Consider the following 10,286-nt stretch of genomic DNA (forward strand, 5'->3'; position numbering starts at 1 on the left):
GGGGGGGGGGCGGGGCGCGGGCGGCGGGGGGGGTGGGGGGGGCCGGCCGGGGGCGGGCGCGCGCGGGGCTCCCCCGCCGGCCGGCGCCGGGCGCAGCGCCAGAACCTGGCGGTGGCCGGGGTCGCCGCGGCGGGCGGGGCGCTGCTGGCCCTGGCGGGCGGGAGCCGGATCCGCCGGGCCTGGCGGTGGTGAGCCCCGGAGCGCGGGGCCCAGTGGCGACGGCCGGTCCCACGGGCACCGCGTCCGGGCCGGCTGCCGGCCCTCGCCCGGGTCGGCTCCCGGGTCGGCTCCCGGGGTTGGCTTTCGGGCCGTGGCCCGGGTGTTGATCAGCCTCGGCGCGGGGGAGTTGAACAACGGACGGGCCGACCGGAGGCCTGGCGCGGCGCGTCCGGTGCCGATCACGGTCCTTGCGCCGCCGTCGGTCGTCCGGGTAGCTTGACGAGCGATCCCGGCTCTCCGAAATGCGAATTCGGCTGCCCGGCCGGTGATTTCCCGTAACGCCGTGGTCGGCCGGAGCCGGTCCGGCGATCAAAATCCGTCCCGATTTCCGTCGCCGTCTTCCGCATGTCCGGGGGACCCCGCTCCGCCGACGGCCCGCGGTCCTTCGGAGCCCACCGGGCGCCGCCGTCCTGTGGCGCGGTTCGAAGCCGCGCGGGTCCGAGCCGTCGCGTCCGCCGTCCTTTCCGCGTTTCCCCAAACCCGTGTCAAGGGAGAGTCATGTCCGATTCGGCCCGTCCGGTCCACAGCTGGGACGAATTCACCACACTGCGGGAGATCGTGGTCGGGACCGCCGCCGGCGCCCGGCTGCCCGAGCAGACCGAGCCGTCCTCCTGGCTGTCCTGCTTCCCGAAGACCAGTGCCGCCGACCTCGCCTCGATCGAGGCGGGCCCCTACCCCCGGCAGGTCGTGGAGGAGACCGAGGAGGACCTGGAGGAGCTGGTGGCCACCCTGCGCGGCCTCGGCGTCACCGTCCACCGGCCCGAGGCGGTCGACCACGCGGCCGGGTTCGCCTCCCCGCTCTGGGAGGCCGACGGCGGCTTCCACTCCTACTGCCCGCGGGACCTCACCCTGGTGGTCGGCGAGACGCTGATCGAGGTGGCGAGCCCGATGCGGCAGCGCTACTTCGAGGTGTTCGGCCTGCGCGGGCTCTTCCAGGACTACCTGCGCCGCGGCGCGCGCTGGGTGGCCGCCCCCCGGCCGCGGCTGGGCGACGAGCTCTTCGAGTTCGACGCGGACGGGCTGCCGCTGCTGGGCGAGGCCGAGCCGGTCTTCGACGCCGCGAACGTGCTGCGGCTCGGCCGGGACGTGTTCTACCAGGTCTCCCGCAGCGGCAACGAACTCGGCCTGCGGTGGCTGGAGTCCACCCTCGGCCTGCTCGGTGACGGGGGCCTGCGGCTGCACCCGCTGCGCGACATCTACGGGTACACCCACATCGACAGCACCATCGCGCTGCTGCGGCCGGGGCTGGTGCTGCTCAACCCCGAGCGGATCAGCCCGGAGACCGTCCCGGCGCCGCTGAAGGGCTGGGACATCCTGTGGTGCCCGCCGGCCGAGCCCACCGGGGACACGCCCGAGCACGCGCTCAGCGAGAGCTGGATCAGCATGAACCTGCTGATGGTCTCCCCGGACACGGCGATCGTCGAGTCCGGCCAGGAGAGCCTGATCAAGCAGCTGGAGCACGCCGGGATCACCGTCCTGCCGCACCGGCTGCGGCACTCCCGGGCGCTCGGCGGCGGCTTCCACTGCGTCACCCTGGACACCCGGCGCGACGGTGGGCCGGAGGACTACCTGTCCTGACCGGGGCGTGCGGGGAGCCCGGCCGGCGGCGGCCGGCAGTGCCCGGCCGTGGGCGAGCACGGTCGGATCGTTGTCGACGTAGACGACGCGGGCGTCGGTGCGGTGCCGCCGGGCCACCTGGTGCACGTTCTCGGCCGCGGGCAGGCCGCTGCCCAGGTCGACGAACTGGCGGACGCCGGAGCGGGCCATGGCGCCCACCGCGCGGACCAGGGCCCGGCGGTTGGCGAACGGCATGGCCACCGAACCGGGCAGCTCGCGGAGGAAGAAGTCGCCGACCTCGCGGTCGACGGCGTAGTTGTCCGTGCCGCCGAGCAGGTAGTCGTACACGCGGGCGATGCTCGGCTTCGAGCGGTCGATCCCGGTGGTGCCATCGGTCATGGGGCCAACCCGTCCCTGGGATCCGCTGTCGCCCCGATGGCAGGAGAGCCGTCCCGTCCCGGCCCGGCACCACGCGTGGACCCGCCGAGCGCTACTGCCGCGGACGGGGATCGTCGCGCGTGCGCAGCGCGTCGGCCAGCAGGCCCGCCACCAGGGTGGAGACGGGGTGGTCCGTCCCGGCCGCCGCGGTCAGCCCGGCGAGGGCGGCCCGGTACCCCTCGACGGCCCCGGTCAGGTCGCCCGCCGCCTCGTCCACCCGGGCCAGGGCGGCACGGCTGCCGAGGGTGTCCAGGTGGTCCGGGCCCAGCAGCTGGGTGCGCTGCTCCACCACGGTGGTGAGCAGCGCCCGCGCCCGCCCCAGGTCGCCCGCGGCCCGGCAGGCCACCCCGAGGTTGTTGCGGGTGAGCACGGTGTCGCGGCTCTCCGGGCCGAGCACCCGCTCCTGCTCGGCCAGCACGGTCTCGAACAGCGGGACGGCCCGGGCGGACTCGCCCCGCCCGTGGTAGGCGGAGGCGAGGTTCCCGGCGCTGCGCAGTGTGTCCGGGTGATTCGGGCCGAGGACCTTGCGGCGCAGGCGGAGGGCCTCCTCGAACAGGGGGAGCGCCCGCTCCGGCTCGCCGGCCGCGTCGTGGGCGGAGGCCAGCATGGAGACGCTGACCAGGGTGTCGGGGTGTTCCGGGCCGAGCACACCGGTGCGCTGGGCCAGCGTCGTGCGGCAGAGGTCGAACCCGGTCGCGATGTCACCGCTCGTCAGGCAGAGGCAGGCGAGGTTGCTCCGGCTGAGCAGGGTGTCGGGGTGCTCCTCGCCCAGGGCGTCCGCGCGCCGGGTCAGGACGTCCCGGTAGATCTCCCGGGCCCGTTCCAGGTCGCCGGCCGCCTCGTGGGCGTGCCCGAGGTTGCTCAGACAGCTGAGTGTGTCGGGGTGTTCGGAGCCGACGAGTTCCTCGAAGTCGGCCAGCACCTCCTGGTAGAGGGCGATCGACTGCCGGTAGCGGCCGACGGTCTCGTACGCCCCGGCAAGGTTGTTGCGCAGCCGCAGGCCGTTGAGCCCGACCATGGGCCGGGGCCGGTCGCCGGGGCCGGCGTGGGCGGTGTCCCGGCGGAGCAGGTCCTCGTAGATCCCGACGGCCCGGTCGGTCCGGCCGAGGGAGGCGTAGGCACCCGCCAGGTCGCTCAGCAGGGTGAGGGTCCTGAGGTGGTCCGGGCCGAGGGCGTCCCGGCTGTCGTCGGCGGCCTTCTCGTACTCCTCGATCGCCTGCTGGACGCTGCCGCGGGCCTGGTGGGCGGAGGCGAGGCCGCTGCGGATGTTGAGGGTGGTGAGGTGCCCGGGGCCGTGGACCCGCAGGCTCTGCTCCAGGAGCGGGCCGAGGATCCCGATGCTCCGGTCGGGCCGGCCGGTCGCCAGGTGGACCCGGGCGAGTGCGGAGCCGGCCACCAGCGCCAACGGGTGCTCGGGCCCGAACCCGTGCCGGATCTGGGCGTCGTACCCCTCGTACAGCGGCAGCGTCCGGATGGTCTGCCCCTGGGCCTCCAGGTGCAGGGCGGCACCGGCGTAGAGATTGAACACCGCCGAGTCGCAGCTGTCCCGAGGGTCGGTCGCGGCCAGGGCGCGGACCTGGCCGGCCAGGCGGGCCAACTCGGCGGCGTCGGCCTCCTGGCCCGGCCCGGCCGGACCCAGGGCCTTCAGCAGGGCCTGTTCGGCCTCGTGCCGGCCCCGGGGAGCGGCCCCCGCCGGGCGCCGGGCGAGGGCGTCGGCGCGCAGCACGCCCTGGACCAGTCGGTGCACCCGGACGTCGCGCCAGGCGTAGCCGATCATGCTGTAGGCGTGCAGGACGCCGAGCGCGTCGTCGGCCGCGATCTCGTCCGGGGCCAGCCGGGAGACCAGGTCGCGTGGGCAGCCGTCGGCGTCGAGCCAGGCCAGGGCGTGCAGGAGGTCGACCGCGACCGGGTCGTCCTCGGCGACCGCCGCCAGGGTGACCTGCCAGACCCTGGCGACGGTGCGTTGCGGGTCCCGGCCCGCCGGGGTCCTGGACAGCTGGAGCCCGAGCCGGCGGCGGTAGGAGGCGACCGTGGTGCGGGTCCGGCGCAGGTAGGCGCCCGCCTGGTCGAGGGCGAGCGGGAGGCCGCCGAGTTCCCGGGCCAGCTGCCCGACCTCCCAGCGCGACTCGTCGGACCCGTCCCACTCGGAGACCCAGGACCACAGCAGCTCGGCCGCCTGCTCCTGGGGGAGGACGTCGAGTGCGAGCAGCGCTCCGTCGGAGGCGACGCCGACCGCGTCCCAGAAGTCGGCGAGCCGGGTGGTGATCAGGTGGTGCCCGCCGGTGAGGCTGCCCAGGTACGGCGCGAGGAGGGCCGGGTCCTCGACGTTGTCGTACACCAGCAGCCAGTTCGTGTGGTGCTGGAACCAGGCCAGCGCCCAGGCGGTCAGCTCCGGCTGCTGCGCGGTTCCGGCCCGGACCGGGTTCAGCCGCCGGGCGACCTCGGCCAGGGCCTCCTCCACGGCCCCCGGGGAGGACGCCTCGATCCACCAGACCAGGTCGTACGCCGTGCGGAAGGTCTGGGCGTACTGCCGGGCCAGGGTGCTCTTGCCGACCCCGCCCAGGCCGTGGAGCACCGCCGTCGCCGCGCCGGGCCCGGTGCGTTCGGCGCTCAACACCTCCCGCAGCGCTGCCAGTTCCCGTTCCCGTCCGGTGAAGCGGCCGTTCGGTCGGAGCAGGTGGACGACGTCGACGGCCGGGGTGTCGGCCGCGGAGCGCAGCGCCTCGGCGGGCAGCACGATCGTCGTGACCTGGGTGACCATCAGACCGTCGTTGGAGCTGTTGAAGTTGGCGATCTGTCCGGCGCCGCTGAAGTGGTGGGTGGGCGACGTCACCGGGTGCCGTCCCCGTGGACGACGGTCCTGCTGCTCATCGTCCCGCTGTTGCTGCCGGTGTTGACGACGGCCCCCTGACCGCTCACCACGATGCTGACCGGTGCCGGCTCCGTCCGCGCCAGCAGCGCGGCCAGCTCCGCCAGCAGCTCCGGGTCCTGGAGGAGCGTGCGCCGCACGGCCTGCCGCAGCGCGCCCTGGGCGTCCGCGCCCGCGCCCTCCTCCGCCGCCTCCAGGACGCTGGTCTCCAGGTCCTCGCGCTGCCGCTCGTCGCGCCGGTTCCAGACGCGCTGGAGGATCCGCGTGCCCAGGCCCACCGTGGCACTCGCGGCCGCGTCCTGCGCCTGCGTCAGCACCGAGTCGCCGTAGGCGGCGATCGCGGCGCCGATCGGCGGGCCGGCCAGTTCCATGAACGCGTCGAGCTCCATGGGCTCCCCCTCGAAATCCCGGGCCGAAACGGCCGGCCGGAGCGGGCCGGCCGCAGTGGATCGGCCACAGCGTAGGGAACCCGTGGGAGCGGCGGGCCCGGGACGTGCGAAACGATCGGTCTCGATCCGGTTGCGATCGGTCGACGGTGCCGGGTGACTGAGTCCACCCCATGAACACCAGGACCACGTGGCACAGTTGGGACGAGTCCGTCGCCCTCGCCTCCGTCGCCCTCTTCGAGCGCCGCGGCCTGCCGGTCACCCCGGCCGCCGGGCGGGGTTGGGGTCCGTCTTGCGGATTGCCCGGTGCGCGATGCCGTACGGGACAACGCCGGCGACCACCCGCCCCGGTGGCGCAGACTGGGGCGAGTACTTTTCACACCGGAGGATGGATTTTGATGGTTGACCGGCCCTTGACGCTGATGGCGGTGCACGCCCACCCCGACGACGAGGCCACCGGGACCGGGGGTGTCCTCGCCCGGTACGCGGCGGAGGGCGTCCGCACGGTCCTCGTGACGTGTACGGACGGCCGGTGCGGTGACGGACCGGGAGGGGTCAAGCCGGGCGAGCCCGGGCACGACCCGGAGGCCGTCGCCGCGATGCGCAGGCAGGAACTGGAGGCCAGCTGCGAGGTGTTGAAGGTGAGTCACCTGGAGCTGCTGGAGTACGCCGACTCCGGGATGATGGGCTGGGCGAGCAACGACGAGCCCGGGTCGTTCTGGCGCACGCCGGTGGAGGAGGGCGCCGCCCGCCTCGCCGAACTGATCCGGCACTACCGGCCCGACGTGGTCGTCACCTACGACGAGAACGGGTTCTACGGCCACCCCGACCACATCCAGGCCCACCGCATCACCATGGCGGCGCTGGAGCTGACCGATCCGACGCCGAAGGTCTACTGGACGACGGCGCCGCGCTCGGCCATGCAGCGGTTCGGCGAGGTCATGCGCGAGTTCGGCGGGGACTGGGAGGAGCCGGATCCGGCGGAGGCGGCCGAGATGCCGGACATGTCGGAGATCGGCCTGCCGGACGAGGAGATCACCACCTGGGTGGACACCACCGCGTTCGGCGGCAGGAAGTTCGACGCCCTGGCCGCGCACGCCAGCCAGGGCGAGAACATCTTCTTCCTGAAGATGGGCAGGGAGCGGTTCACCGAGCTGATGGGCATGGAGACCTTCGTGCGGGTCAAGGACAGCACCGGCGCGGCCGTTCCCGAGAACGACCTCTTCGCCGGCCTGCGCTGATTCCCGTTCCCGTTCCCGTTCCCGTCCCCGTGCGGACCCGGCCGTCGTTGGCCGGGTCCGTGCCGGGCGCTACCGGCCGCCGTCCCGCAGGGCCTGCTCCACGGTCCGCAGGGCGGTGGCCGACTGCTCCCAGCCGTGCCACCAGAACAGCCCGCCGTCGTGGCTCGCCCCGGCGGCGAGCGCCGTCAGGTGGGCCCAGGGGCCGGCCGGGATGCCGAACCGGGGGCGGGCGGCGAGCCGTCGGGCGGCGTCGCCGTCGACCGGGACCATGCCGAGCAGCGGGAACGGTTCGCCGTCCGCCGTCCGTCCGGTGCCGTGCAGCATCGGGTGCAGGGTGATCGGGTCGAGCAGCAGGGTGAGGTCGGCGGACGGCAGGAGGTCCGGTCCGTCCCGCCAGCCGAGCCGCCGTCCGCTCGGCCAGGCCCCGGGGACGGGCCGGCCGTCGAGCACGACGCCGTCCGCGGCGACCCCCAGACGGGCGCCGCCCGGCCGGTCGGGCAGCCGCAGCCGGTAGTCCCCGTACAGGCAACGGGCGGGCTCCGCCACCGCCGCGGAGAAGGGGACGGTGACGCCGTCCACCTCGAAGCCCGCCGGTCCGATCACCACCGCGGCGGTGACGGGCTCGCCGTCGACGGTGACGCGCAGACACGGGGCCGAGCCGGGGGTGCCGGGTACGACGTCCACGCGCACGCCCTCGCAGCGGTACCCGCCGACGAGGTCGGCGAGCGGTGGCACCGCCGGCAGTGGGTACTCGGTCAGGCGCACCGCCGCGCCCGCGACGGTTCCGGTCAGCCGGCGCCGACCGTCGCGGCCGAACTCCGTCCGCAGTTCGCCGCCGAGGCCGCCGTCCGCCGCACGCCAGCGCAGCACGCCGTGGGCGTAGGCCGGGTCGGTCACCCGGCGACCGTCGACGTGGACCCGGTGCCGGGGCGGGTCGGTCGCGCGGCCCAGGACGTAGACGGAGAGGCCGCCGTCCGCGGTGCCGTACAGGCCCGTCCACGGGTACAGGGCCCCGGTGAGGACGGAGTCCAGGTCCCGCCGGATCGACGGCCAGCCCGCCGAGCCGTCCTGCGCCAGCCGGCGGGCCTCCGACCTGCGGGTGAGCAGGGTGCGCAGGCGGCGCGCCGCCTCCGGCCCGGGCCGCCGGGGGACGCCCCGGGCGGCGGCCTGCAGGGCCAGGTCCTCGCGCCGGGCCAGCAGGGCGCGTTCGTCGGCTCCGAGGTCCGGCGGGGCCCAGTCCGCGACGGCGGCCGCGGGATCCCGGACGTAGCGCTCGCGCAGGGCGCCGTCCTCGCCGAGGGCCAGGGCGAAGCGGGCGCCCGGGGTGTCCTCCTGCCAGTGGTAGCCGGCCGGGACGCGGAAGTCGGCGAAGCCGCGGAGGGCGGCGAGTTCGCGCGGGCCGTACGCGTCGACGACCCGCAGCGGGCCGTCGGGCGGGCGGACGGTCCGGCCGGGTTCCAGCAGGCCGAGGCGTTCGAGCACCCGCGGGTCGGCCGGGGCGGCGACGGCGGGCGGCAGGTACCAGGTGGAGGCGCTGGTGACGGTGCGCTGCACGGCCGGGTCGCGCAGGGCGGCGACGGTGTACCGGGCGGTGACGGGGTCGAGGCCCCGGTAGCGGGCGCCGATGTAGTTGACCACGGTGTGGTCCGGCCCGTAGACCTCCTCCAGCCGGTCCAGCAGGACGGGCAGGTGGCGGTTGGTGAACCCGGCGCGCCGGTAGTCGAGTTCGCCGACGATGCCGACCTGCCAGAGCACCAGGTGCAGGCCGGGGTCGAGGCGCCGTCCGCGGATCAGCAGGTCGGAGGCCTCGAAGGTCTGCATGCCGGGGGTGCTCGGGTCCACGCCGAGGTCGGCGCAGAGCACGTCCAGGGCGCTGATGCCGGGGCGCATCACGGCGGTGTGGCCCTCGCGGCGGGCGATCCGCACGGCGCGGTGGCTGGAGAGCACGAAGATGCCCGGGTGGCCGTAGAAGACCGCCGCCACCCGGCGCCCGGCCCGCACGAAGTGCAGGACCGCCTCCGACATCTGGACGTACGTCAGGTAGCGGTCCTTCGCGTCGTCGTAGAGGACGCCGAGGTCGTAGGCGTCCGGGCGCCAGGCGTTGATGCGCACGATCGTCGCGGGGTCGGCCACACAGTGGAAGACGTGGTCGGCCTCGCGGAGCAACCGCTCGTCGGCGCGGGTGAAGCCGGCGGCCTCGATGCCGGAGCCGAGGACGGTCAACTCGCCCCTGTGCTCGGACGGTCCACCGTCCGGCGGACCGGCCGCGGCGATCGCGCGGGACAGTTCGGCCCACCGGGCCCGGTGCTCGCGGCGGGAGGGGAAGCGGTCGAAGGGGCGCGAGTAGCGGTGCGCGGAGCGGAGGTCGGGGTCCATGCGGCGGCGCGGGCCTTCAGCGGTCGTCGCCGGTGACCATCTGGGTGACCTGCGGGGGCAGCGCGTCCACCAGGAGCGGCGGGTCGAGCTGGACGGGCGGGTCGAACTCGAAGACGGCCTGGGTGCTCTGCGGCGGGGTCATCAGCACCGGTGCTCCGGACGCGAGGGTTCCCGGAGCAGGGGCGGCGTCCGCGACGGCGTCGCCGTCGTCGTCCAGGATCAGGTCGATGTCCACGTCGATGTCCACGACGTCGACGGGCGGGGTGTTGGCGGTCAGGGTGGTCACGACGGTCACTCGTCCCCTCGGGTCCGCGGGCGGAGGCGGGTTCATGCTACTGAACGGACGTTCGGCCGGACAGGGGGCCGGGCGACCGGGCAGCAGCGGAGCAGCGGAGTGCCGGCCGGGCGGCGGATGGGCCGCACGGTCGGCACGGTACGGACGAGGTGTCCGTGGGGGGATCCCGTCAGAGCAGCACGCTGGCGGCGATCGGGGCGATGGTCTTGACGATGTCCCAGAAGCTGTCGGCCTCGACGCCGGGGGTGTTGCCCAGGGCGCTGCCGGTGCGGCCGGTGCGGTCGATCGGAGGGGCCAGTCTGGGGAGCTGCGGGGTGGGGGACCACACCCGGTGTTCCTCGCGGACGTCTTCCATGGTCATGGTCGCTCTTCCCTTCGTGTGTACGGGGACGGCTGGCAGGGTTCAGTAGAGGCCTCCGATGGCGGGGGGTGGGGGCGGCAGGCAGCCGGGGGTGGGGGCGCCGCCGCAGGCCCAGGGGGCCGGGTCCGCGAAGCTGGGGCCGTAGATCCCTCCGGGGCCGTCCATGATCAGTGTGGTCGGGTGCTCGGTGGGATCGTCGCCCTCCTTCAAGGTGGGGGCTACCACGCTGGTCGGCCGAGGGCCGCCGGTGAATCCGACGGGCGCCCGGACGGGGCCCGCGGCCGCGTTCCGGTCGTCGCCGACGTCGACGGTCTCCTTGTACACCTTCAGGTACGCGTCGTAGCCGACCGTGCGGTCGATCGGCGGCACCTGGGGCGGCGGCTGCTCGTACATGGTCCTCTCTCTCCTGTTCGGTGCTCCGGTGGTCGGCCGTACGAGGCGGCGTCACCGGGCGGGTGGCCGGGGGGGGGGCCGTGGGGGGCCCGCGCCGGCGGGGGGTGGGGCCATAGAGGAATGGTGTGGGGCGGGTTGCGCGGGGGGCGGG

8 protein-coding genes and 1 pseudogene are annotated in these 10,286 nt (G+C 75.1%); 2 read left to right on the top strand and 7 right to left on the bottom strand.

Annotated features, from left to right (window positions below):
* The first annotated feature begins 717 nt into the window (after window positions 1-717).
* A complete protein-coding gene (locus ACWGJO_RS39525) occupies window positions 718-1,797 on the top strand; it encodes an inosamine-phosphate amidinotransferase 1 (protein WP_452190517.1) in 1,080 nt (359 codons plus the stop codon).
* Between the two features lie 36 nt (window positions 1,798-1,833).
* Here the strand turns inward: ACWGJO_RS39525 and ACWGJO_RS39530 are convergent.
* The 3 genes and pseudogenes from ACWGJO_RS39530 to ACWGJO_RS39540 form a co-directional block, all read right to left on the bottom strand.
* Window positions 1,834-2,175 (bottom strand): annotated as a pseudogene (locus tag ACWGJO_RS39530) (SAM-dependent methyltransferase); the annotation flags it as partial.
* A 91-nt stretch (window positions 2,176-2,266) separates the two neighbouring features.
* Window positions 2,267-5,047: an FxSxx-COOH system tetratricopeptide repeat protein gene (fxsT, locus tag ACWGJO_RS39535; protein WP_452190519.1), complete on the bottom strand. Its 2,781-nt coding sequence runs from the start codon at window positions 5,045-5,047 to the stop codon at window positions 2,267-2,269.
* The gene (locus ACWGJO_RS39540; protein WP_452190521.1) at window positions 5,044-5,472 is read right to left on the bottom strand and encodes a hypothetical protein; all 429 of its coding nucleotides are present in this window, start codon (window positions 5,470-5,472) and stop codon (window positions 5,044-5,046) included. The genes fxsT and ACWGJO_RS39540 overlap by 4 nt, the downstream gene beginning before the upstream one ends.
* A 395-nt stretch (window positions 5,473-5,867) precedes the next feature.
* Between ACWGJO_RS39540 and ACWGJO_RS39545 the strand changes: the two genes are divergently transcribed.
* Window positions 5,868-6,710 (top strand): PIG-L family deacetylase, encoded by an 843-nt coding sequence (locus ACWGJO_RS39545; RefSeq protein WP_452190523.1) that lies wholly within the window; start codon window positions 5,868-5,870, stop codon window positions 6,708-6,710.
* Between the two features lie 69 nt (window positions 6,711-6,779).
* Here ACWGJO_RS39545 and ACWGJO_RS39550 read toward each other — a convergent pair whose 3' ends face one another.
* The 4 genes from ACWGJO_RS39550 to ACWGJO_RS39565 form a co-directional block, all read right to left on the bottom strand.
* Window positions 6,780-9,086: an SAM-dependent methyltransferase gene (locus tag ACWGJO_RS39550; RefSeq protein WP_452190525.1), complete on the bottom strand. Its 2,307-nt coding sequence runs from the start codon at window positions 9,084-9,086 to the stop codon at window positions 6,780-6,782.
* A 16-nt stretch (window positions 9,087-9,102) separates the two neighbouring features.
* Window positions 9,103-9,372: a hypothetical protein gene (locus tag ACWGJO_RS39555; protein WP_452190527.1), complete on the bottom strand. Its 270-nt coding sequence runs from the start codon at window positions 9,370-9,372 to the stop codon at window positions 9,103-9,105.
* Window positions 9,373-9,550: 178 nt separating this feature from the next.
* Window positions 9,551-9,742 carry a hypothetical protein gene (locus tag ACWGJO_RS39560; protein ID WP_452180629.1) on the bottom strand — a complete coding sequence of 64 codons (192 nt, stop codon included), beginning with the start codon at window positions 9,740-9,742 and terminating at the stop codon, window positions 9,551-9,553.
* 42 nt (window positions 9,743-9,784) lie between these two features.
* Window positions 9,785-10,135 (bottom strand): hypothetical protein, encoded by a 351-nt coding sequence (locus ACWGJO_RS39565; RefSeq protein WP_452190529.1) that lies wholly within the window; start codon window positions 10,133-10,135, stop codon window positions 9,785-9,787.
* Window positions 10,136-10,286 lie beyond the last annotated feature (151 nt).

This window comes from Kitasatospora sp. NPDC054795 (genome assembly GCF_053611565.1).